23 protein-coding genes are annotated in these 20,843 nt (G+C 38.1%); 18 read left to right on the top strand and 5 right to left on the bottom strand.

Annotation, left to right across the window (positions count from 1 at the left end; genetic code table 11):
• Positions 1–5: 5 nt before the first annotated feature.
• Both ACMX9J_RS25330 and ACMX9J_RS25325 read left to right on the top strand, forming a co-directional pair.
• Complete coding sequence (locus ACMX9J_RS25330; protein ID WP_047751749.1) at positions 6–803, top strand: sodium:proton antiporter; 798 nt, start codon at positions 6–8, stop codon at positions 801–803.
• Between the two features lie 231 nt (positions 804–1,034).
• Positions 1,035–2,198, top strand: coding sequence for a M20 family metallopeptidase (locus tag ACMX9J_RS25325; RefSeq protein ID WP_033580777.1), 1,164 nt, complete (start codon positions 1,035–1,037; stop codon positions 2,196–2,198).
• Between the two features lie 67 nt (positions 2,199–2,265).
• Here ACMX9J_RS25325 and ACMX9J_RS25320 read toward each other — a convergent pair whose 3' ends face one another.
• On the bottom strand, positions 2,266–2,688 hold the full coding sequence (locus tag ACMX9J_RS25320) for a DoxX family protein (protein WP_033580717.1): 423 nt from the start codon (positions 2,686–2,688) through the stop codon (positions 2,266–2,268).
• A gap of 302 nt (positions 2,689–2,990) precedes the next feature.
• Between ACMX9J_RS25320 and ACMX9J_RS25315 the strand changes: the two genes are divergently transcribed.
• Complete coding sequence (locus ACMX9J_RS25315; protein WP_013055087.1) at positions 2,991–3,515, top strand: type 1 glutamine amidotransferase domain-containing protein; 525 nt, start codon at positions 2,991–2,993, stop codon at positions 3,513–3,515.
• Positions 3,516–3,647: 132 nt separating this feature from the next.
• Here ACMX9J_RS25315 and ACMX9J_RS25310 read toward each other — a convergent pair whose 3' ends face one another.
• A complete protein-coding gene (locus ACMX9J_RS25310; protein WP_014461889.1) occupies positions 3,648–3,803 on the bottom strand; it encodes a hypothetical protein in 156 nt (51 codons plus the stop codon).
• A 346-nt stretch (positions 3,804–4,149) separates the two neighbouring features.
• On the opposite strand from ACMX9J_RS25310, the gene ACMX9J_RS25305 reads away from it, so the two are divergent.
• Positions 4,150–4,638, top strand: coding sequence for a DinB family protein (locus ACMX9J_RS25305; protein WP_033580719.1), 489 nt, complete (start codon positions 4,150–4,152; stop codon positions 4,636–4,638).
• A 26-nt stretch (positions 4,639–4,664) separates the two neighbouring features.
• Here ACMX9J_RS25305 and ACMX9J_RS25300 read toward each other — a convergent pair whose 3' ends face one another.
• Positions 4,665–5,417, bottom strand: coding sequence for a lipase family protein (locus tag ACMX9J_RS25300; protein WP_033580720.1), 753 nt, complete (start codon positions 5,415–5,417; stop codon positions 4,665–4,667).
• Between the two features lie 256 nt (positions 5,418–5,673).
• Here ACMX9J_RS25300 and ACMX9J_RS25295 point away from each other — a divergent pair, with 256 nt between their 5' ends.
• Positions 5,674–7,128, top strand: coding sequence for an alanine/glycine:cation symporter family protein (locus ACMX9J_RS25295; RefSeq protein ID WP_028412486.1), 1,455 nt, complete (start codon positions 5,674–5,676; stop codon positions 7,126–7,128).
• Between the two features lie 32 nt (positions 7,129–7,160).
• On the opposite strand, the gene ACMX9J_RS25290 is transcribed toward ACMX9J_RS25295, so the two are convergent.
• Positions 7,161–8,216, bottom strand: a complete 1,056-nt coding sequence (locus ACMX9J_RS25290; protein WP_033580721.1) for an aromatic acid exporter family protein — start codon at positions 8,214–8,216, stop codon at positions 7,161–7,163.
• Between the two features lie 143 nt (positions 8,217–8,359).
• On the opposite strand from ACMX9J_RS25290, the gene ACMX9J_RS25285 reads away from it, so the two are divergent.
• Positions 8,360–9,526, top strand: a complete 1,167-nt coding sequence (locus ACMX9J_RS25285) for a M20 family metallopeptidase (protein WP_033580722.1) — start codon at positions 8,360–8,362, stop codon at positions 9,524–9,526.
• 54 nt (positions 9,527–9,580) lie between these two features.
• Here ACMX9J_RS25285 and ACMX9J_RS25280 read toward each other — a convergent pair whose 3' ends face one another.
• A complete protein-coding gene (locus tag ACMX9J_RS25280; protein WP_176344991.1) occupies positions 9,581–10,036 on the bottom strand; it encodes a ferritin-like domain-containing protein in 456 nt (151 codons plus the stop codon).
• A gap of 151 nt (positions 10,037–10,187) precedes the next feature.
• On the opposite strand from ACMX9J_RS25280, the gene corA reads away from it, so the two are divergent.
• The 12 genes from corA to ACMX9J_RS25220 all read left to right on the top strand — a co-directional run bounded on the left by corA (position 10,188) and on the right by ACMX9J_RS25220 (position 20,837).
• On the top strand, positions 10,188–11,153 hold the full coding sequence (gene corA, locus ACMX9J_RS25275; RefSeq protein WP_028412482.1) for a magnesium/cobalt transporter CorA: 966 nt from the start codon (positions 10,188–10,190) through the stop codon (positions 11,151–11,153).
• Positions 11,154–11,307: 154 nt separating this feature from the next.
• Positions 11,308–12,894, top strand: a complete 1,587-nt coding sequence (gene dcuS / locus ACMX9J_RS25270; RefSeq protein ID WP_176345020.1) for a DcuS/MalK family sensor histidine kinase — start codon at positions 11,308–11,310, stop codon at positions 12,892–12,894.
• A complete protein-coding gene (locus ACMX9J_RS25265) occupies positions 12,887–13,612 on the top strand; it encodes a response regulator (protein WP_028412480.1) in 726 nt (241 codons plus the stop codon). Before dcuS ends, ACMX9J_RS25265 begins: the two co-directional genes overlap by 8 nt.
• 142 nt (positions 13,613–13,754) lie before the next feature.
• Positions 13,755–14,414: a cobalamin B12-binding domain-containing protein gene (locus tag ACMX9J_RS25260; protein ID WP_028412479.1), complete on the top strand. Its 660-nt coding sequence runs from the start codon at positions 13,755–13,757 to the stop codon at positions 14,412–14,414.
• A complete protein-coding gene (locus tag ACMX9J_RS25255) occupies positions 14,401–15,153 on the top strand; it encodes an STAS domain-containing protein (RefSeq protein WP_033580723.1) in 753 nt (250 codons plus the stop codon). Before ACMX9J_RS25260 ends, ACMX9J_RS25255 begins: the two co-directional genes overlap by 14 nt.
• A gap of 293 nt (positions 15,154–15,446) precedes the next feature.
• Complete coding sequence (locus ACMX9J_RS25250) at positions 15,447–16,541, top strand: ATP-binding protein (protein ID WP_224980631.1); 1,095 nt, start codon at positions 15,447–15,449, stop codon at positions 16,539–16,541.
• Between the two features lie 364 nt (positions 16,542–16,905).
• On the top strand, positions 16,906–18,111 hold the full coding sequence (locus ACMX9J_RS25245) for a DEAD/DEAH box helicase (RefSeq protein ID WP_028412476.1): 1,206 nt from the start codon (positions 16,906–16,908) through the stop codon (positions 18,109–18,111).
• Positions 18,112–18,363: 252 nt separating this feature from the next.
• Entirely contained in the window at positions 18,364–18,681 is a 318-nt protein-coding gene (locus ACMX9J_RS25240; RefSeq protein ID WP_013055102.1) for a hypothetical protein, read from the top strand.
• A 106-nt stretch (positions 18,682–18,787) separates the two neighbouring features.
• Positions 18,788–19,387 (top strand): WXG100 family type VII secretion target, encoded by a 600-nt coding sequence (locus ACMX9J_RS25235; RefSeq protein ID WP_028412475.1) that lies wholly within the window; start codon positions 18,788–18,790, stop codon positions 19,385–19,387.
• A 61-nt stretch (positions 19,388–19,448) separates the two neighbouring features.
• Positions 19,449–19,841, top strand: a complete 393-nt coding sequence (locus tag ACMX9J_RS25230) for an SseB family protein (protein WP_033580724.1) — start codon at positions 19,449–19,451, stop codon at positions 19,839–19,841.
• A 369-nt stretch (positions 19,842–20,210) separates the two neighbouring features.
• On the top strand, positions 20,211–20,504 hold the full coding sequence (locus ACMX9J_RS25225; RefSeq protein WP_028412473.1) for a WXG100 family type VII secretion target: 294 nt from the start codon (positions 20,211–20,213) through the stop codon (positions 20,502–20,504).
• 93 nt (positions 20,505–20,597) lie between these two features.
• Positions 20,598–20,837 (top strand): EsaB/YukD family protein, encoded by a 240-nt coding sequence (locus tag ACMX9J_RS25220; protein ID WP_025752817.1) that lies wholly within the window; start codon positions 20,598–20,600, stop codon positions 20,835–20,837.
• Positions 20,838–20,843: the final 6 nt, after the last annotated feature.

The following is a 20,843-nucleotide window of genomic DNA, read 5'->3' as shown; positions in this document are numbered from 1 at the left end:
AGGAAATGGAAGGTTTATCAGTTTTTTTACTTGTCTTTTTATTAGGAATCAGGCACGGATTAGATGCAGATCACTTAGCTTTTATTGATGGCCAGACCCGATATAATTGGCGAATGGGCAGCCGTTTTGCCCCGTGGGTCGGAACGCTGTTTTCACTAGGTCATGGAGGAATGGTGGCCGTCACGGCCGGGGTGCTGGGCGTAGTGATGAAGAATTTTACGTTTCCAGCATATTTCGATCATTTTGCATCTTGGGTATCTATCATCTCTCTCTTTCTGATTGGGACATTAAACACATATCATTTGCTTCGAACTAAAAACAAAGAAGAAGAGTTTCAGGTGAGCGGGTTAAAAGGGAAGTTTATTCCGAAAATCGCAAAAGGAACAACGAATCCTTTTTTAATTATTCTTGTAGGAGCGCTGTTTGCCCTAGCCGCTGAAACGGTCAGTCAAACGGCCGTGTGGTCTCTAGCTGTAGGGAACGCAGGCAAATATACGCCGCTTTTATTAGGACTAGTATTTATGTTTGGTATGATGCTGACAGATACAATCGATTCACTGATTGTACATAAAATGGTGAATGAATCGAGTAAGTTTGGGCAATCTGCTTCCCGCTTGATGGGCTGGGTTATTGTTATCCTCGCATACGGGGTGTCCTTCTACTTAGCATTCACTTTCTTTAATCCATGGGCCGAAGTAAACTTTGAAATGGTTGGCGTTATTTTGTTTGTTTTTTTAGTGTCTATGTTTGTTTTTGTAAGTGTGAAGTCAAAAGGGAAAAATATCAAAATAAATGTCAATTAATAAAATGAAAGCTTTAATCTGTTGAAGATTGAAGCTTTTTTGTATAAATTTGTTGAAGTTTATGGCTATTTTCGGTCGGTTATGAATAAGTTAAAGTATTATCTGTATTTTAAGGATGGAAAATTGTCTGAAAACCATTATAATTAAGGATAATTTAAGGTCGTTATGTGAAACGTAGAACATACTCATACGTACGATAAATAAAAGCAGTGAATGCACAAGCAGCAGGGGTTGTTTGGAGGAGGAATTGATTTGAGTCAGGTAATGGTAGAACAAAGCGTATTTAGTTATTTAAAAGAACATGAACAAGAGATGCTCGAAGATTTAGTTGGATTTGTGAAAAAAGAATCACCGTCCTACAGTAAAGAGTTAGTCGATCAGTGTGGAATGTATTTAACGCAGCTGTTTCAGAAGCGTTTAGGCGTAGGGTATGAAATCATAGAAGAAAAAGAAGTAGGAAACCACTTGAAATTTACGATTGGAGAAGGAGAGAAGCAGCTTTTAATTATCGGTCACTTTGACACGGTATGGGAAAAGGGAAGGCTGAGTCTAAGAACAGAAGGAAACAAGCTTTATGGTCCGGGAATTTTAGATATGAAAGGCGGCATTGTGCAATCAATATGGGCAATTAAAGCGATTCAAGAGCTCGGCTTAGAAATGGATAAAAAAATTGTGTTTTTCTGCAATTCAGATGAAGAGATTGGATCAATTTCCTCTAAAAAATATATAGAAGAAGAAGCACAAAGAAGTGAAGCAGTGCTAGTAGCAGAACCTGCGGTGGCGGGTTCAGGTGCGTTAAAAACGTCGCGTAAAGGAGCGGGGATTTTCACCGTAAAGGTGTGGGGACGAGCAGCCCACGCTGGTAATCACCACAAAGAAGGAATCAATGCTATTGAAGAGCTAGCGCGCCAAGTGATTTTTCTGCAGAGCTTAACCGATTATGAAAAAGGTACAACGGTGAACGTTGGGACATTTACCGGAGGCAGCGGTACAAATGTAGTGCCGGAATATGCAGAAGCGCACGTGGATTTACGTGTTTCTACAGAAGAAGAAGCAAAACGTATGACGGATATTATTTTGAATTTAACGCCCATTTTAAAAGGGATTAAGATTGAAGTAACAGGAGGCATGAACCGTCCTCCAATGGTTAAGTCTAAACAAACGGAAGAGTTATTTGAATGCGCTCAGTCAATTGCGGCCAAACTGGGTATGAAATTAGAAGAAGCAGCTGTTGGAGGCGGAAGTGATGGCAATTTTACAGCGGCCATTGGCATTCCCACGTTGGATGGATTAGGAGCATGCGGAAAAGGAATACATGCAGAATATGAACATATTCAAATTGATACGTTGTCCGAGCGTTCTTCTTTATTTGCGAATTTGCTGCTTCAAATATAAAAAAAGCCCGCCTCAAACGGCGGGACTAACCTGAAAGCTTATAGTGGGAGAGTATAAGCTTTCTTTTTTATTTACTGCTTTCTTCTTGAAGAGAAAAAGCAGTTTCTTTCTTTTTAAATACCACTTTATCAAGAGCAAGGAACTGGCTTCCTGCAAGAAATAGGTGAGCAGACATGGCAATTAAGGCAATATCAAACTCAAACCCGCCAACGAATCCGCTTTTAAGCTTGGCTGTAAAAATAGCGCCAAGCATAACTGCCACAAATAAAGCAGCTACGACTCTTGTTGCTAGACCAAGAATAATCAGAACCCCACCTACAAGTTCAATTGTTGCCACAATATATGCCATGAAACCAGGGATTCCTAAGCTATCGAAGAACCCTACTGTATTTTCAATTCCCCCTTGCCATTTTTGAAAGCCGTGTACTAAAAATGTAAAACCTAATACTAAACGAATAATAAGCGAACCAATTTCGACGTTTTTATTCACTTTACTTCCTCCTTTAAGTGTATTTGAAAAACACTACATTATGTAGTGTAAAAGCCCGTAAAAAGAAATGTAGCAATTAAATAAAGTCTTTCTTATTTGGATAATTTTACAACATTATGAACATCACACTACACATTGTAGTGTGATGTTTGTCCCCAGTCAAGTAAAAATATAAAATTAGACCATTTGGCATACAAAAAATTTCTGAAGGGTACTTGAAAAATCCTTTAATTATGTACAATTTAGTTCCTTATTTTCAATCTTATTCTCCAACATGCTATACTGATGGCGGAGGTGTTACGATGCGCTTAGAAAATAAAAGAGTTATTGCGCTTGTTAGTGCAGACTTTGAAGATCTAGAACTATGGTATCCAGTGATGCGTCTTCGCGAAGAAGGAGCAGAAGTACATTTAGTTGGAGAAAAAGCAAACGAAACGTACATGGGGAAATACGGTGTTCCAGCCGTATCGGACTACGCATTTAAAGATGTTGATCCAGCTGAATATGACGCTATTTTAGTACCTGGAGGCTGGGCGCCGGATAAACTGCGCCGCTACCCTGAAGTAATTGAAATGGTTCGTCATATGGATGAACAGCAAAAGCCAATCGGCCAAATCTGCCATGCAGGATGGGTATTAATCTCTGCAAAAATCTTAGATGGCCGAAACGTAACAAGTACGCCAGGAATCAAAGATGATATGGAAAATGCGGGAGCTATTTGGCATGATGAAGCAGTCGTAATCGACGGCCACATCATTTCAAGTCGCCGTCCGCCAGACCTTCCTCCTTATGCAAAAGCATTTGCTGATGTACTAGCAGAGCAATAAGAAAAAAGCCGAAACCATATTGGTTTTGGCTTTTTTATAAGATTCCCTAAAAAAAGAAATGATAAAGTAAATAAAAAATCATCATTAAAAAAGCGAGCAGATGCATCTGCTCGCTTTTGTTCGTGTTTCTTATCAGTAACTTGCTTTTTGCAAGTGTAAAAACAAAATGATTACTTTCTTTATAAAATCCATGATTACGGTTTTTGTATGTTTCGTTGTTGTTAGGGCACAATTAGCATTGATTGTGCTTGCATGGATTTCATCCATTGCCGCGGTTTGTTTTTCCACATGATCGATTAACCTAAACGACGCAAGCCCTACCTCTCTTGCATCCTTACGGCTCCGAAGCCGATCCAGTGTGAATAAGTTTTGTTCAAAGACATGTGTCGAATGCCAGTATTTTTACCTTGCATTGTACGATACATCCTTTCAAGTTACTTTCACTATGTCCAGCTCTTAAAGAAAAGCCAGAAATCTAAATATAACACTTCAGTTGATTTATGTCAAATAGAAAAAAGATTTTTTTCACGTGAAACAATTGTAGCTAAAACATGGTTATGTAAAGGGATATCCTTTTTATATAGAAGAGTTTTTTGATACGATAAGCTAGAGGAATCCTAGAGGAGGATGAACAATGAACAAAAATGAACAGTTTCGAAATGATGTATTGAACAGTGTAGAATCATTAACATATGAACAATTAAATCAGCAGCCAGCATCTAATACATGGAGCGTTATGCAAGTATTAGAACATTTATATTTGATGGAGCGCATGATTGTTTCACGTGTAAAGGATCAGTTAGAAAACGGTGTAGATCAGCCAACCGAAGATAAGCCGTTTCATTTAGCGGTAGACCGTTCTCGAAAAGTAGATGCACCGGCTCAAGTTACGCCTTCTAATGAAAAGCAGACATTAGAAGAAATGAAGAGTAAGCTGGCGGAATCAAGAGCGGCTTTAGTAGAGTTAGAAGAAACAGCCAGTGAAGAAAACCTAAAGCAAAAATCGTTTCCACATCCTGTGTTTGGGTTAATGGATTTAAAGCAATGGATTGATTTTATTGGCTATCATGAAAAGCGTCATCAAGAACAAATAGAAGAAATCAAAACAGCAATTGGCGCATAAAAAAAACAGGCATTCCGCCTGTTTTTTTATTTTTGGACCAAAATAGGATAATCCGACATCATCCATATCCCAACACTGTATGTTTGGGGATTATGGTTCCCTACGGTAGAGCCTGTTTGGATGGTAAATGAGAGTTGCAGAGGGTCTTGATCGTAATAAATTGTTTGCTTGGTGGAAGGGGAATAGAGTCGCTTCGGAGGGATTTTAGGAACCGTATCCGTCGTGTTAACAAAACAGCGGCTATTTGAAACAAGATTTGTGTATGTTTGAACGAATTGAGGATCCCCTACTCGAGGAGCTCCGTAGTTGTACATTGTAACTTCCGGAAAAGATGCGTTTGTGGCGACATCCAAGGCATGAAGAGCAGCGAGTGCGCCACCTAGGCTATGACCCGTTATATAAATGGGCTTGGTGGGAAGGGATTTATATGTTTCAAAAATTTCATCACGGCATGATTCGTAAACAGCTAAAAAACCTTCGTGGACGAGACCCGCTTGTTGATTGTATGGATAAGGGCGCTGCCGAATGCGAGCATCAGCAATCCAGTCTGCCTCAGATTGAGTTCCTCGAAAGGCAATCACAATGGCTTCATCAGATTCTAAAATAAAACCAAACCATTCTTGCACCCCTACGGCAGAAGCTTTAAACGATTTAATAAGCCGGTAGCCTTCAGGTACATCAAACGTGCCTCCCTGTGCGTATTGCTTATAAGCTAAGACGCACGCATAAAGAAGGTCTAGAGCTAAAGAACGATAAAATAAAGGCTCGATTCTCATCATTGTTTTTCACACCTTCTAATAGAAAATAACTCCTATAGCCTATGTGTTCTTGAGAAGAAAGGTGCAGATATCTCTTTTTTGAGAGCAATAATTATGGAATGTAAACGATTTCTTATTGGATGTTTTTGAGGGGTTTATAACTTTTTTTGTGTATTTTAACTAAAAAACAAGTTTTAATTTAGAGTTTTATTGTTAAAATTTATAATTTAACTTATAATTTAAAATAGTCTGAATGAAAAAATAAGGGGGTTATCGTTTGGAGCAATTTGTAACGAGTTTGAATAATGTGCTATGGAGCACGCCTGTTATTTATGGGTGTCTTGCGATTGGCCTGTTTTTCTCGATTTTAACAAGGTTTTTACAGGTACGACACTTAAAAGACATGGTTATGCTGATGTTTCAGGGTAAAAGCTCAGAAGCAGGAGTTTCTTCCTTCCAAGCACTGTCTTTAGCGCTGTCGGGACGAGTTGGAACAGGAAATATTGCTGGAGTTGCGACAGCTATCGCTTTTGGAGGTCCAGGGGCTGTATTTTGGATGTGGGCAGTTGCTTTTATTGGTGCTTCTAGTGCATTCATCGAATCAACACTGGCTCAAATTTATAAAGTTAAGCAAGATGGCCAATATCGAGGTGGTCCAGCGTACTACATTGAAAAAGGAACAGGTATGAAATGGTATGGCATTTTATTTGCCATTGCAGCCCTTGTTGCGATGAGTATCTTAATGCCGGGCGTTCAGTCCAATTCCATCGCGCTTGGCATCGACAATGCATTTGGTGTTAGTCCAACGGTTACAGCAGTAGGATTAGTTATTATTCTTGCTTTTATTATTTTTGGAGGCGTTAAGCGTATTGCAGGGGTAGCCCAATTCGTTGTACCTTTTATGGCACTTGGGTATATTATTTTAGCTCTTATTATTATTGCCATGAACATTTCGGAGTTGCCGGGAGTTATCGCTCTTATTTTTAAAAGTGCTTTTGCATTAGATTCTGCTTTTGGAGGAATCGTTGGTTTAGCTGTTTCTTGGGGAGTGAAGCGCGGCATTTATTCAAACGAAGCAGGACAAGGAACGGGGCCGCACGCAGCAGCTGCAGCAGAAGTTTCACACCCGGCGAAACAAGGTCTTGTACAAGCTTTTTCGGTTTATATTGATACACTGTTCGTTTGTTCAGCAACAGCGTTTATGATTTTATTCACAGGCATGTACAACACGGAAGGACCGGGAGGTTCATTTATTATTTCAAATTTACCGGGTGTAGAAGCAGGACCTGGATTTACACAAGCTGCTATTGAAACAGTGTTGCCGGGGTTTGGAGCTGGCTTCGTGGCAGTTGCCCTATTCTTTTTCGCGTTTACAACGATCATGGCTTATTATTACATTGCTGAAACAAATATTGCTTATCTAACTCGCGGAAAGAACGGAAAGTGGGCTATGTTTGCATTAAAACTTGTCCTGCTGGGAGCTACGTTCTACGGGTCAGTGAAACAAGCCTCATTAGCTTGGGCGTTAGGTGATGCAGGACTTGGTATTATGGTATGGCTAAATTTAATTGCTATCTTAATTTTAGCTAAGCCTGCGTTAGTTGCATTAAAAGACTATGAAGCTCAGAAAAAACAAGGGGTAGACCCCGTATTTGATCCTGTTAAGTTAGGAATTAAAAATGCGGACTACTGGGAGAAAGAATATAAGAAAGATGAGTCACAAGTTTCGTAAACAAGAAAATCCTCACATATGTGAGGATTTTTTTATGAAGAAAGTGAGACAGGCGAATTGTTTAAGTTATAGCGTTCCTTCAAACGATGAATACGGTGTAGTTCTTCAAGCAGGTGATGAATCGCAAGAAGTTCGTACAGCATGGTTGTTTCTGTTGAAAAAGGCTGATCCACTCTGTTTTCTTCCTGCTTATGTGCCCAAAACCTTTGTTTTAAAGTCAAAACAAGCGTTTGATGCTGCAAAGAGCTTTTATATTGTTCATTTTGTAAGACGTTATGAAAGGAAGTGAAAGTGTCCCAAATCACTTGATGTTTTGCACTTTGCAGCTGATGAGCGGGCAAATAAATTAAATTACCAATATGGTAGACAAGCTGCCTCATAAGAGAAAGTTTCTTATATTCATAGTGGAATTTTCTCATAGCTGTACGAGTGAAATGATGAAATTTCCATTCTTTTCGCTGATACTCACAAAGCGTCTCAATTTTTTCAATTTCAGCAGAAAGCTGCTGAAATTGAAGCTTTGTTTGTTTATGACAAGCGTGTACTTGAGAAAGTTCGCTTCCTCTTTGCTGTAAGACGCTACTCATTTGTTTTGAGAGATTTTGAATTTTCCTCGTAATAATCGGTGTATAATTAGGAGGAAGAACAATGATATTTACAAGTGAAGAAGTAAGCAGCCCAATACTAGTGGTCGCTAGGCGAATTAAAAATGATATGAAATAATGGTCGTGCACAATCGTTAGCATAGCCACTCCTGTTAGCGTTGCAACGAGTGTTCCGGCATGTAAACGCAATTTATAACAGGATATAATAGTAGAAACAGCAACAAGCATATAGGTAAGCGGCGTTACGCCTAAAAGAAATGTGTAAATCATGGCAAAAGCAGCTCCAATTGCTGAAGCAGGAAAGCGAATGAACGCTTTTTTGATAGAATCCGCAGCGGTTGGTTCAATCGTAACAATGGCTGTAATAACAGCGAGCATATACGGCCAGCCAACGGACTGACAAATGAGTGCAGTTAAAAAAACGGCAATGCCTGTTTTAATAATACGACCGCCTAAAAAATTAAATTTTTTTACGTTAATCATTATGCATACCTTCTTTAAAACAGTTAGTAGTTTAATTATAAGGCATATTAAGGTGATAGGAAAACACGTCTTAAAAACTAGCTTTCAAAAAACGAATAAATATACTATAATTTGTTTAAATATTTAAAAGAGGAGTACAACTAATGAAACAATTAATAAATGAAACAATTAATAAATTACAGGATACATTTTATGATGTAAGCAAATATATTGGACAAAATCCTGAGCTTGGCCATAAAGAATTTAAGGCTTGCAAAGCATTAACAGATGTTTTAAAAGAACAAGGGTTCACAGTTGAAATTGGTACATGTGACTTGCCAACGGCTTTTACCGCTGTTTATGACAGTCAAAAGCCAGGTCCATCGATTGGGTTTATGGCAGAGTACGATGCTTTGCCGGATCTCGGACACGCATGCGGACATAACTTAATTGGAACCATGTCAATTGCCGCTGGTATTGGTCTGAGTAAAGCAGTCGCAGAAACGGGCGGTAAAATATACGTATACGGAACGCCTGCAGAGGAAACACGAGGCGGCAAAGTAACGATGGCTGAACAAGGTATTTTTAATCATTTAGACGTAGCTATGATGGTGCACCCTTATTACTGTCATCAAAAAAGCGGGCGTTCTCTTGCGATGGATGCGATTCAGTTTGAGTTCTTCGGAAAATCTGCACATGCAGCCGCTGCCCCTCATGAAGGAATCAATGCGCTAGACGGTGTATTACAAACGTTCAATAGCATTAATGCGCTTCGCCAGCATGTGAAGCCGGATGTACGTATTCATGGAGTGATTACAGAGGGTGGCAAGGCGGCCAACGTTGTACCGGATTATGCAGTAGCGCAATTTTATGTTCGCGCTTCAACTCGTGCATATGTAGATGAAGTAACAGATAAGGTGAAGGCATGTGCACATGGTGCTGCTTTAGCGACGGGAACAAAATTAAAAATCTCAAACTATGAGTTTTCTTATGATGATATGCAAACGAATCAAACATTATCCGACGTCTATACAAATAATCTCATCTCATTAGGTGTGAGCGAGCAAAGCATTACGGAAGACCAAGGCGATCATGGATCTTTAGATATGGGGAATGTGAGTCAGGTTGTTCCGGCTATTCATCCGTATATTCAAATTTGTGATGATTATTTTGTTTGTCATACGCACGAATTTAGAGAAGCAGCTTTAAGTGAGCAAGGAAGAGAAGCAATGATACTTGGTGCAAAAACAATGGCATTAACAGGGTATGACGTATTAACAAATCAAACGCTGCTCCAAAAAATTAAAGAAGAATTTAATGCTACAAAGTAAGAGATAATAATAAAACCATACTAAATAATACGCTTGCAGTGGCAAGCGTATTATTTAGTATGAGAAGTGGGACTGAATGGTTCGAAAAATTTGACCGTGGCGCTGTTCATCGCTCGCAGCTCGAACAATGCGGCTTTGAATTCGAGCATTTGTGATTCTTCTAGCGATTGATTGATAAAATGGAACGGTTTCTACTTCATCTTTAATGGATTCAGAGACCCCTTCTTGAAAAGTATTTGGCAGTTTTATGTTTAATGAAATCTGTGGGTAGCTGCCTGATAAATCATAATAGGCTTTAGAAAACCAGTCAAAGTGTTTAATTTCATCCTGCCGAATACCTAATATAGCTTGTTTAAACTGATCATTAGGAGCCAGCTCTGCTAGGCGTGTATAGTAGTGAATAGCGGAAAACTCATCGTTTACAGCTTTGTTTATATCTCTTAAAAGCTGTTCGTCTAGTCTTGTATCATCTTCCCAATATTCTTCATGCCGGGAGTAAAATTCATACATATGGATATACCTCCTCACCGTTTTGTTCTCTTGTCGTCACCATCATCGTATGTATAGACAAGAAAAGGCGTACATTAAAAGAAAAAAGTTTAACAAAATGGTAAAAAGGGTATGTGCAGAGAATAGTATCAAAAAAGACAGAGGTTATCTTATGATTAAAATTGTAGCTAAAACCAAAGAAGGAGCTATTAAAGAGATAGAAATGAATGAGATTCGTTCAAGCCATGACTTTCAATGGTATTGGGTTGATTTTTACAATCCCACCGAGGAAGAAAAAAAGCAGCTTGAACAATTTAATTTTCATCCTTTAGCAGTTGAGGACTGTTTGAATCAAGGTCAGCGGGCTAAATTTGAGTTGTATGATGAGCATTATTTTTTAGTGTATTATGCACTTCATAAAGAAGAGCTTGAGCACTTAGAAGTATCTGCATTTGTAGGAGATAACTTTTTAGTCACTTACCACTTGGACAAGCTAACGAGCGTGGCTAGAGTGTGGGAGCTTATCAAAAAAGACCCTGAGGCTACCGAAGATGGAACATGGGATATCATGTATGAACTCTTAGATCATACCGTTGATGAATACTTCCCTGTGCTTTATAAATTTGAAGATCACATAGACGACATTGAAGACAATGCAAAAGACGAACCTATGGATGAACTAATGAGGCAGCTTTATGACATCCGAAGTGATTTGTCACGAATGCGCCGGATTTTGAACCCCATGAGAGATTTAATGTATCGTATTATGTCAACCAATGCGTTAAAAGCAAAAGAGCAGGTTCGCTATTTTAATGATATTTATGACCACCTATTAAATATGATTGAAATTATGCAAGCAAGCAGGGATTTGTCAAATGATATTCGAGAAAGCTTTATGTCCATTAACTCGGATCGTATGAATTCAATCATGTTTACGCTAACGCTGATGTCAGCTATTTTCTTACCGTTGACGTTTATTGCTGGCCTCTATGGCATGAACTTTTCATATATGCCGGAACTGACGGGGAAATATAATTATTTTATTGTACTGGGCATTATGATTGGGCTTGTAGGCGTAATGGTCTTTGCCTTTTATAAAATGGGATGGTTCAAATATCGAAAAGGACCTAAACTATAAAGTAGATTGTTAACCTTCCTGTATAAATGTTCATCAACTCAGTAAAAATGAAATTAAATAAGCGAAGATCTTATCTGCCTCTAGATAAGATCTTTTTCTTGTGCTATAAACAAGGAAAGCAGGGAAGCGAGGGAAGAATGTGAAACACGGAAGAATGGGGCTGCGAAGCATCACGGTGCTGCTTGTATGCATGGTGGTAATTCTATCGCTATTGTTAACGGATTTATTAGTTAGCAGTTCAATTGGAAAAAACATCCGAGATCAACAGGCTGAAAAAGCTCGGACTATTGCTACAATTATTTCAGAATCAACGAACGTGAAAAAAGGACTAGAGACAAAAACACCTCAGTCAATTCAGGAATTTACTGAACGAATTCGTAAAAAATCAAGCGTCTTGTTTATCGTTGTTATAGATATGAATGGAATCCGCCAGTCTCACCCAGATCCTAAAAAGATAGGAAAGAGGTTTGCCGGAGGCGATGAGCAAAAATCATTGCACGGGAAATCTTATGTATCTGTATCAAAAGGAACGCTTGATAAATCTCTGCGCGCTTTTGCACCTATTTATAATGAAAAAAATCAACAAATTGGCGCAGTGGCTGTGGGGATTTCTTTGAATAATGTAAATGAAGCGATTAGAGATGGGCATCGTCGAATTGTTTTAGGTTCATTAATTGGCTTACTTGTAGGCGTTCTTGGTGCTATTTTATTAGCGAATTACATAAAGAAAATTTTATTTGGCTTGGAACCTTCTGAAATTGCTAAAATTCTAGAAGAGAGAAGCACCATGCTGCAGTCGGTTCGTGAAGGAGTGATAGCTGTTGATAAAGAAGGTAATATTACACTTGCTAATCGTTCTGCACGCCGCTTATTTGTTAAAGCAGGGTTAGCACCAGAGCCAATCGGTTTGTCTATTCGAGAATATATGCCCACCTCCAGATTGGACGACGTTTTGTCTACGGGGGAATCTCATTATGATGAAGAGCAAGTCATAAATGGAGTAGCCATTGTAGTTAATAGGGTTCCGCTAGTGGTAAACGAAGAGATTGTAGGAGCACTTTCTACGTTTCGGGATAAAACAGAAGTTAATATCTTAGCAGAACAGCTAACAGGTGTTAAAATGTATGTGGAAGCGCTTCGAGCACAATCGCATGAATTTATGAATAAACTTCATGTGATTTTAGGAATGGTGCAGATGAATTATTATGATGAGCTAAAAACGTATATTCATCAGCTTGTTAATCATCGTGTCGATGAATCTAGTTCAGTGACTAAATCTATTAAAGATCATGCGTTGGCAGGGTTTCTCATGGGCAAAATGAGTTATGCTAGAGAGGAAAGCGTAGAACTGACGTTTTCCGCTGATGAAGTTATTCCAGAACCTTCAGATCCACACGTTACTCATCATCTCATTACCATTATTGGAAATTTAATTGATAATGCAATTGATTCAGTTTGTCATCAAGCCTCTAAAAAAGTGTCCGTTATGCTTGTGTATAAAAACAATAAGCTTACGATTCAAGTTACGGATACAGGCTGCGGCATTCCTTCCGATACAATGAATCAGGTTTTCAAGAAAGGCTTTTCTACAAAAGGAACGAGCAGAGGGTTTGGGCTGCATTTAGTGAAGCAAACGATTGATGAACTAGGTGGCCAAATCGTTATTGACTCATTTATAAATAGCGGTACCACATTCTATATTGATATTCCGTACGAAACAAGGAGAGATCAAGTTGATTAAAGTATTAATTGTTGAAGATGACCCAATGGTTGCTCAGTTTAATCAAAAGTACATTGAAGAGATAGAGGGGTTTACAGTGGTCGCTGTTGCTCATTCGGGTCATGAAGCCTTAGTGAAGGTAAATGAATATCAAGTTGATTTAGTACTGCTTGATATCTTTATGCCTGGGCAAAATGGTTTGAGAGTTTTACAAGAGATTCGAACAAAGCAAGAGGAAATAGACGTCATTTTTATCACCGCTGCTTCGGATGCTCAAACGATTCAGCAAGCTTTACGCTATGGAGCGATTGATTATCTGATTAAGCCTTTTACATTTGAACGCTTTTATCAAGCACTTTCGGCTTATAAACAAACATTTCGTACGTTAAAACAGCAACCTCAGCTTAATCAACAGGAATTAGACGGGCTGCTGTCTAATAAAAAAATAAAAGAAGCTCCGGTAGAGCCGTTGCCTAAGGGTCTAACGACAGGAACATTAGAAGTCATCGTAGAAGCCATTGTGCATCTTAAAGATCACCCTTTTTCGACCGATGATGTGGCTGAAAAAACGGGAATTTCAAGAGTGTCTATTCGAAAATATTTAAAATTTCTAACAGATATAGGTCTTCTTGGAGAAAGAATGACTTACGGCACAATAGGACGTCCTGTGTATGCGTACTTATACAATGAACAAAACCGTCACTTGCTGCATCACTACCTCGTTGACTTTGAAAAATAAAAAGATTTACCTGTCAGAGACGTCCGGTGCTATTTTGTCGGTGTGAGAATATTTTACTGTAGAGTGCCGGTGAGTTAAGTGGTATGGTTGATAATAACAAAGGAAAAAAAACAAGTCGTTTGACTGAAAAAGAGGTGGTTTCTTGATTGAAAGCATAGAACGCTTGACTGAATTACTGTTATCAGGGAATCAAGATGAAGCTTGGAATATTGTGTGGAAAAAAAGACAGCAGGGTTTCGACACATTTTATATTTTTCAGCAATTCATTTCAGTGTCAATGGCTCAAATCGGTATGATGTGGGAAGAAGATGAAATTTCAGTGGCTGATGAACATTTAGCTACTACTACCTGTGACTATGTTTTGTCACGCTATCAATTGTGTATAAGACAAGAAGTTATTAAAAGTGAAAAAAAAGGTCTGTTTTTGTGTATAGAAAATGAACAGCATTTTTTAGGTTTAAAAATGATTTCCATTCTCTTTGAAGAGCACGGATGGCAGACGAAACTTTTAGGAGCAGATTCTCCGCTTTTACATGCAACGCACGCTGTTGAACAATGGAAACCTGATTTAGTAGGAATCTCGTTCAGTTTAACTCATCATATAGAAAAAGCAAACGAATATATAGAAGGATTAAAAAAGACAAAACATCAGCCGCTTATTTTAGTTGGAGGCCGAGTAGTTTCAAACTATAAGTTTCCTCTTGTTCAAACAAATCAAGTTCGATTTATTGCACAGCTAGAGGAGTTGAAAGAGCTTTTTCATTATCAATCAATTAGGGGGATTAAGGTTGTCGACTATTAAATATGCTCCGCTTCCTGCTTTTATTATGGATGAGGAAATGAATATTCTAGCGCAATCTGATGAAGCAGCCGCTTTATTCGGAGAGGTTCAACATTTTTTAGAAATTGTTGATGAAGATAGTCAGAACAAAGCTAGAAAACGATTAGGAAAGAAGGAAAAAATAAAAACAGAATTAGTCATGCATTCGCGTAAAGCTAAGATGTCTCTTTATACCGTGAATTGCAAATGGGAGCAAGATAAGGCGCATGTAATATGTGTAGAGGAAGATTCTCAAATTAGAATTCTCTCAGAAAAAATCGAACAGCATACAGCGCGTTTATCTGAAACAGACTTAGAACTGCTGCTGCAAAAAGAACGATTAGAAAAGGCCATGAACCGAGTTATAGAGCTGTCGGGACCGTTTATTCATTTATCGAACAACATGGTGCTTATACCTCTGTTTGGCGATTTATTTGAGGAAGTCATCATGAAAAATGAACATCGGCTGCTCAGACAAATAGATGAGGAAACGGTTGATCGAGTTATCATTGATTTTAATGGAATCGGTCAAATTGATGAACGAGGTGTTGCAGCCCTAGAACATTTAATATGGGAATTTCAGCTAATGGGCGTACAGATTTATTTAACAGGTGTGACACCCGATCACAGTCAATGGCTTCACCAGTATCATTTTCAAGCAAATGTAAAATCTATTAGTAACCTAGGTCAGGCCATTCATCAATTTTTTACAACGGCATGAAATGGCTACAAAAAGTGAACACTTCATATAAAGGCAATAAGACAGGGGATCAATACGGATAAACAGGTGATTAAAATTTGGTGAAACACGCGCGTAAAGTAGCTTTAAGAATTTCAATTATATATATCATTATTGGCGCTGTATGGATCTTGATATCTGATAATATATCTAGAACATTAGCGCAAGGTCGTTTTGAAGTATATATTTTTTTTCAACAATACAAAGGTTGGTTTTTTATTTTAGCTACGGGCATTATTTTGTATGGGTTGGTATATAGGAGAGCTTATAAACTAGTGGAGTCCCAGCAAGAGCTTGTAGTGAAAGAACACGAACTTCAAACGAGCAATCAGCACTATCAATCTTTGTTCAAACATAATCCTGATGGTGTTTTTGAAATAAGTAAAACGGGTGAAGTACTTCTTGCTAACCCGGAAGGTGAAGCAATCGTTGGATACTCCAGTGAAGAACTGCAAAAGATGAAACCTTCAGCTCTTATCGCAGCTGAAGAGTTTGATATGTGTAAAGAGTATTTTAAAGAAGTGCTGAATGGAAAAGGTGCTAAGTTCGAAATGAATGTGATCAATAGAAAGCGAGAAAGACGGTTGCTTAGGTGTTCTTTGCTTCCCATTATTGTTCATAAGCAGGTAGTAGGTGTATTTATGATTGCACGCGATATTACTACATACCGTCAAGATGAAGAGCTTATGATAACCTCGGAAAAAATGTCGGTTATTGGACAAATGGCAGGTGCCGTAGCACATGAAATTAGAAACCCCCTTACTTCTTTAAAAGGTTTTGTACAGGTTATGCAAGCCTCTAAGGAAACAAATGACACATATTTAGATATCATGATGTCTGAAATCGACCGCATCAACTTAATCTCCAGTGAAATGCTCATTCTTGGAAAAAAGCAGCATGTATCTTTTGAAAAGACCAATTTATGCGAGATTTTAAAACAAGTTATTACGCTAATGGAAGCGCAGGCCAATTTAAATAATGTTTCTATTTTATTGAAAGAAACAGCAAAAAGGCCTATTTATGTTTCGGCTGATGCAAATCAGTTGAAACAAGTGTTCATCAATGTGATCAAAAACGGTGTAGAAGCTATTATTGAGAAAGGCCATATTACAATAACAGTTGAAGAAAAAGATACACGAGCATTGATTCACTTTGAAGACAATGGAATCGGAATGAGTCAAGAGAGGATTGAACAAGTAGGGACGCCGTTTTATTCTACAAAAGAAGCTGGAACGGGCTTAGGGCTGGCCGTGTGTTACAAAATCATGGAGCGTCATCAAGGTACCATGCATTTTAAAAGCGGTAAAGGAAAAGGGACAACGGTTACTATTGATATGCCAATTACAGAACGAAACAGCCGCCTTTCGTAGTTCAGAGAGGCGGTTGTTTTCTTGAAAAAGAGGAAGTAAGCAGCTGAGCCCTTTGCGTCCGGATCCATATAGGACATAAAACCTCCTTCTTATACAAGTTTTCGTCCATAATAAAGAGGATCATATTGTTTTCTATAGAAGCAATAGTGTATCATAGTTGAAGCTATGTATATCGATGTAGAAAAGTTAAGGCAACAATCGACTTTTCTACTGACGGATTGACAGGGTCCCTTGGGATAAGGAAGGTTTATTTATAAATAGAAATTAAGGTCAGTATTAACGCACATGGCCACTGATACATTCGTTTAATTGAAATAAAAAAATCGTTTATAATATCGAGAAAAGCATGGAAAAGGAGATAGATATGAGTCAGTTTATAGAGACTTTACAGCCTTTTTTACAAGAGGCGTGGAAAAAAGCAGGGTTCAATGAGCCTACTGCCATTCAAACGAAAGCTATTTCAGAGATTTTAGCTAATAAAGATGTAATAGGAGAATCCCCAACGGGAACAGGAAAGACACTGGCATATTTGTTGCCTGTCTTACATCGCATTCAGCCGGGACCATCTCATGTTCAAGCGGTTATTTTAGCATCTTCCCATGAATTAGTTATGCAAATTCATGGTGAAATTCAAACTTGGTCGCAGGGAAGCGGTATTTCAAGCGCTGCGTTTATTGGCGGAGCAAATATGAAACGGCAATTAGAAAAACTCAAAAAGCGCCCTAATATCATTGTTGGTACCCCAGGACGTTTGAACGAATTAATTAAAATGAAGAAATTAAAAATGCACGAAGTCAAAACAATTGTGATTGATGAAGCGGATCAATTGTTTGTACCTGAGCATGTTCAAACGGTTCAACAGATTGTAAAAATGGCGTTAAGTGATCGTCAAATCCTAGTCTTCTCAGCTACTGTATCAGAACGTACCAAATCGCTAGCGAAAGACATGATGAACCAGCCTCTTGAAATAGAGGTAGGAAGAGATGAACTCCCAGCTTCGAAGGTAGAGCATGTATACATCAAAAGTGAAGCTAGAGATAAAGTGGACGTGCTTAGAAAACTAGTTCGTCAAGAACAAATGAAAGCTTTAGCCTTTTTTAAAGGGATTGATACTCTGATCGAGTTTGAAGAAAAATTAACATTTAAGCGTGTAGAAGCAGGCTCTTTACACAGTGAAACGAAAAAAGAAGATCGTGCTACGACGATTAAAGGGTTTCGAAAAGGAGATTTCCCTGTCTTATTAGCAACGGATGTCGCAGCTAGAGGATTAGACATTAAGGGATTGACGCATGTAATTCATATCGATGTTCCTCAAGATGCAGATCAATACGTACATCGCTCAGGTAGAACAGGCAGATCGGGAGCAGAAGGTACAGTCATTTCTCTTGTCACTGAACGAGAAGAGCGAAATTTAAAACAAATCGCACGTGAACTTCAACTTTCATTAGCGAAAAAAGAGCTTTATATGGGCGAAATCGTCGATGAAGGTACAAAAGAGCAGTCCCGTACAGCTAAAAAACCTTCAAAAAAGCCATTTAACAAGAAAAAGAAACAAAAAGGTCGGATGTAAACTAGGTATTCTTCCTTTTTATAACAGCAGTGTCACAACCTAAAAAGCAACGTCTACTGCTTTATTACAGCAGCCTGGCGTTGTTTATTTTCTCTATTTCCCCTGTATAAATAAGTAAAAAAAGAGAAATGTAGATATTTTTTCCTAGGTGTGAAAATAGTTTGAATGATGGATTTTGTTTTTTGTAACCTTATTTTAACATTACTTTAAGAGACTTCTAATAAAAGAGGAAGAAGGACGTGGGGACATTTTATGGATGCAATTGATGATCTCTTTGACGACATAGAGCGAAGAAGAAAAAGCAAAGAATATAGTCGAGATGCAGATCAATTAGAATCATATTTACATGAAGTTCAACGTATCATGGAATTTCTTGAAGAAGGTATCTATCTGTTTCAAAATTCGCACCAACAATATGCGTCAGATTGGTCAGGGCGTTCTAAGAGCTCATATGAGGATATTTATAATGATATTACGCAATCCACTTTTCATCTGTACGACGTAAGGGATGAATTGTTTCAAACTTTACGCTTAGAAATTTCACGATTAAGAGAGCTAGCATCGGCGTAATAAATAACATTATCGACTCACTCTTTTAGAAAGTGAGTCTTTCCGTATAGGCTTAAAAAATGTTTTGATGACTGAAGGCTTACAAGAGATAGGGGGACGGACATACATGGAGATAAAAGTAAATCCAGAGGTGCTGCAGACATTTGCAGAGCGAATTCAACAGTCTCATTCACAGACGGCTGATGCACTTCAAAAACTAAGCTGGGAAGCTACAAATCTACATTTCTTGTCTGTTGCAGATATTGATAAAGTGCTGGACTTGCAGGAAGAGTTACAGCATATGATTCGCAAACTTGATTCGCTAACGGAAAATGCACATTTATTAGTAAAAGACACTGCGGAGCAAATGAGAAAAGCAGATGGAGAGCTAGAAGGCTCTTCAGGCTGGACGGAGTTTTGGTCGAGCGTATGGAGCGATGGGAGCGCCCATTCGCAAGATACGTGGAATGACATAAAGAACTTAAAAGAATGGAACACGTATGACAATATGCATAGAACGATTGAAAAACCTCTAGGTACTCTTAATGTTATGTGGAATTCGCTTTCTATGTCTTGGGAAGAAAAAGTAGTGAATGGTTCTACATGCAGTCGAACGGAATTTTTTACTTATGGGGTTATTCAAATGGGATTGGGCATTTTAAGTCAGGAGATGAATCCTTCAAACATTATGTTTAGTGACAGCACAGAGGAAGTGAAGAGAGAATGAATGAAGTATATGATGGCGCTGGAAGTGAAATGGTACAGTTCCTTACAGGGTTGTCTCAGCAATGAAGTATACATTTAACTTATTAGAAAAATCGTTAATTGAAGCAATGAAAGATAATAAAAAGATTGCTCAATTTTATAAAACTTTAATGAATAGCAATTTATGGCTAGTTGTTAGCTCAGAACATGTAGCATCAGATATATTAATTGCAGAGCACTATGTTCAGACGATGAAAAGTGCAGCGTATCGATATTTACCTGTTTTTTCGTCAAAATATCCGATTGAACAGATGCTAAAAGATGAAAAGACCGTATGTGTATCATTTAAGGATATGCTGCCTGTATTAAATGAAGAAATAGCCATATTACTTAATCCTGACACGCCTCTCTCAAAATTATTCATCCCGGAAGAAATAAGAATGTTAAAAGAAGATCAAAATTATTTTAAGCAGTAGCCAAGGCGATAACAAGCACATGTCCTTTTTTCAAGCATGTCTGAATCTTAAATAAATAGGATATATATAGGCAGGGCCTTAAACAGGCTGCTGCTTTTTTATTACTAGTAAATAGTTCTATAGATAATAAATAGAAATGTAATTTAATAGTCTTATAGTTTTTATTTTCCTTTAAATAGGTACCTATAGATTAGATGGAAAAGGTTTAAATGAGAACAAAATCTTGGTTTTTCAGGTTTTATTTGCATTTTTTAGGGGTATTTGTAGATACATATTCTCATTTTTGGAGGCTTTTGCAAGTAACCTTTGACCTTATCACTAGAGTTTCTTACAATAATAGTAAATATATAAACCGAAGGAGAGATATGTATGTCAGGAATTATTCGCGTAACACCAGCAGAGCTTCGCGACATGTCAGGTCGCTATACTAACGAAAGCGGTCAAGTTCAAGAACTAGTAAGCCGTCTTGATACAATGAAAAATCAACTTCAAGATATGTGGGAAGGTGCTTCAAGCGAAGCGTTTGCTGCTCAATACGAAGAATTAAAACCTTCTTTCGTTGAAATGTCTAACCTACTTACAAAAATTGCTAAGCAATTAGACGACTCTGCAAATGTTCTTGAAGATACAGATAACCAAATCGCTAGCCAAATCCGCGGTTAACTTCATCTAATAATCTAAGTGAAGTAATAAAAGGAGCGCCCCATTCTCAAAAGATGAAGGCGCTTTTTCTATGTTTTGAGGTGATGAAACCCTATGTATATAGAAGTAACAGTAGACTTAAAGCACTATACAGGTGATCGGTTCGATTTGCGACTATCAAACTATCATTCAATCAAAAAAGTAGTCGAGATCGTTTGGCAAGCTAAAAAGATTACTCAATCACCAAAGGACGGTGCGTGGATACGTGTTTCAAATAAAAATCTTATTTTCTCGGGAAATGAGACGATGATTAACTGCGGAATTACCACAGGTGATTGTATCGAAATTCTCTAAAGGAGT

The organism is Priestia sp. RMT2NF4, from assembly GCF_047872835.1.
Classification (GTDB): Bacteria; Bacillota; Bacilli; order Bacillales; family Bacillaceae_H; genus Priestia; species Priestia zanthoxyli.
The sequence above is the reverse complement of the archived record's forward strand: the minus strand, read 5'-3'. Positions and strand labels throughout refer to the sequence as shown.

Coding starts and splice junctions, on each gene's coding strand:
- ACMX9J_RS25305 (WP_033580719.1), top strand. CDS start 4,150: ATGAACAAAAATGAACAGTTTCGAAATGATGTATTGAACAGTGTAGAA.
- ACMX9J_RS25230 (WP_033580724.1), top strand. CDS start 19,449: ATGAAGTATACATTTAACTTATTAGAAAAATCGTTAATTGAAGCAATG.
- ACMX9J_RS25220 (WP_025752817.1), top strand. CDS start 20,598: ATGTATATAGAAGTAACAGTAGACTTAAAGCACTATACAGGTGATCGG.
- ACMX9J_RS25240 (WP_013055102.1), top strand. CDS start 18,364: ATGGATGCAATTGATGATCTCTTTGACGACATAGAGCGAAGAAGAAAA.
- ACMX9J_RS25245 (WP_028412476.1), top strand. CDS start 16,906: ATGAGTCAGTTTATAGAGACTTTACAGCCTTTTTTACAAGAGGCGTGG.
- ACMX9J_RS25280 (WP_176344991.1), bottom strand. CDS start 10,036: ATGTATGAATTTTACTCCCGGCATGAAGAATATTGGGAAGATGATACA.
- ACMX9J_RS25290 (WP_033580721.1), bottom strand. CDS start 8,216: ATGATTAACGTAAAAAAATTTAATTTTTTAGGCGGTCGTATTATTAAA.
- ACMX9J_RS25315 (WP_013055087.1), top strand. CDS start 2,991: ATGCGCTTAGAAAATAAAAGAGTTATTGCGCTTGTTAGTGCAGACTTT.
- ACMX9J_RS25285 (WP_033580722.1), top strand. CDS start 8,360: ATGAAACAATTAATAAATGAAACAATTAATAAATTACAGGATACATTT.
- dcuS (WP_176345020.1), top strand. CDS start 11,308: ATGGGGCTGCGAAGCATCACGGTGCTGCTTGTATGCATGGTGGTAATT.
- ACMX9J_RS25330 (WP_047751749.1), top strand. CDS start 6: ATGGAAGGTTTATCAGTTTTTTTACTTGTCTTTTTATTAGGAATCAGG.
- corA (WP_028412482.1), top strand. CDS start 10,188: ATGATTAAAATTGTAGCTAAAACCAAAGAAGGAGCTATTAAAGAGATA.
- ACMX9J_RS25300 (WP_033580720.1), bottom strand. CDS start 5,417: ATGATGAGAATCGAGCCTTTATTTTATCGTTCTTTAGCTCTAGACCTT.
- ACMX9J_RS25235 (WP_028412475.1), top strand. CDS start 18,788: ATGGAGATAAAAGTAAATCCAGAGGTGCTGCAGACATTTGCAGAGCGA.
- ACMX9J_RS25225 (WP_028412473.1), top strand. CDS start 20,211: ATGTCAGGAATTATTCGCGTAACACCAGCAGAGCTTCGCGACATGTCA.